This window comes from Bartonella sp. AP7XZML, from assembly GCF_042195745.1.
GTDB lineage: Bacteria > Pseudomonadota > Alphaproteobacteria > Rhizobiales > Rhizobiaceae > Bartonella.
The window spans coordinates 1-1,077 of the sequence record NZ_JBHIOT010000067.1 but is presented as its reverse complement, the minus strand read 5'-3'; the positions used below and the strand labels follow the sequence as shown (position 1 = coordinate 1,077).

Genomic DNA, 1,077 nt, shown 5'->3' with positions numbered 1-1,077 from the left:
CGCTCTATTAGAGATATGAAAACTTATCAAACAAATCAAAACGCTCGGTAGCTTTAACAATCCAATCAAAAGCAAATGCATATTCAATAAATATCTGTAAAAAACGTTCTTTTTACATTTGGAAGCGTTGGTTTTTACAAAGCAGCTTTTCATAAAACAAATAAACAATTATGGTTTTTTTGTTACCATTTTTATCAAGTCAATTTTATTAATAATAGTTATTAAAAAATCACAAAATTAGAATAACCACTTGAAAATATACCCATATGGGTATATTAATAATCATGAGTAAAATAAAACGTATCATATGGCTTGGTTCTTCACTCAAAGATATAAAAAGTCTTCCTGATCTTATTCAACAAAGGATTGGTTATGCTCTTTATCTTGCTCAGATAGGAGATAGAGGAGAAAATGTTAAGGTTCTCAAGGGGTTTGGATCTGCCAATGTTCTAGAAATTATTGAACGCGATATTCAAGGAACTTATCGCGCTGTTTATACGATACAATATAAAAAATCTCTTTATGTGTTGCATTGTTTTCAGAAAAAATCGACCCGTGGCATTGCAACACCAAAACCAGACATTAATCTGATTAAAGAACGTCTCAAGTTAGCAGAACAATTAGAAGGGAATTAAAATGATCAATGTTTTTCAGGGTAGTTCCAATGTTTATGCGGATCTTGGCTTTTCAGATTCCAGAGAGATGCTTATCAAAGCGCAACTTGCTCATAAGATTAGTCAAATTCTGAAAGAAAAGAACTTAACACAAAAACAGGCTAGTCAACTTTTGAAAATGACTCAACCAAAACTGTCTAAACTCTTAAGTGGAGAATTTCGAGGAATTAGTGAAATGAAAATGCTTGAGTGTTTGGCAAAATTGGGAAACGATATAAAGATTATTGTTAATCCGAAAGAAGTTAAAACGCTTGAAGGACATTTTGAAGTTGTTTTTTCTTCTTAAACTTCTTTATGATTAGCTTTTTGGGATCTATTCATGCATGGCAATCTTATATAAAAAATGGTCAAATGAATCATGCATAAAAAGATGGATTCTTGAGTGGATTCATATAAAATAATT

General features: G+C 30.9%; 2 protein-coding genes. Both read left to right on the top strand.

The window, feature by feature from the left end; all coding sequences use genetic code 11:
- The first annotated feature begins 284 nt into the window (after positions 1-284).
- Positions 285-635, top strand: coding sequence for a type II toxin-antitoxin system RelE/ParE family toxin (locus ACFILT_RS05110; RefSeq protein WP_041581387.1), 351 nt, complete (start codon positions 285-287; stop codon positions 633-635).
- Position 636: 1 nt separating this feature from the next.
- Positions 637-960, top strand: a complete 324-nt coding sequence (locus ACFILT_RS05105; RefSeq protein WP_375639610.1) for a helix-turn-helix domain-containing protein — start codon at positions 637-639, stop codon at positions 958-960.
- The last annotated feature ends 117 nt before the right edge of the window (positions 961-1,077 follow it).

What these genes read in the sequence shown, in the direction of transcription:
- ACFILT_RS05110 (WP_041581387.1), top strand. Translation starts at nt 285, where the DNA reads ATGAGTAAAATAAAACGTATCATATGGCTTGGTTCTTCACTCAAAGAT.
- ACFILT_RS05105 (WP_375639610.1), top strand. Translation starts at nt 637, where the DNA reads ATGATCAATGTTTTTCAGGGTAGTTCCAATGTTTATGCGGATCTTGGC.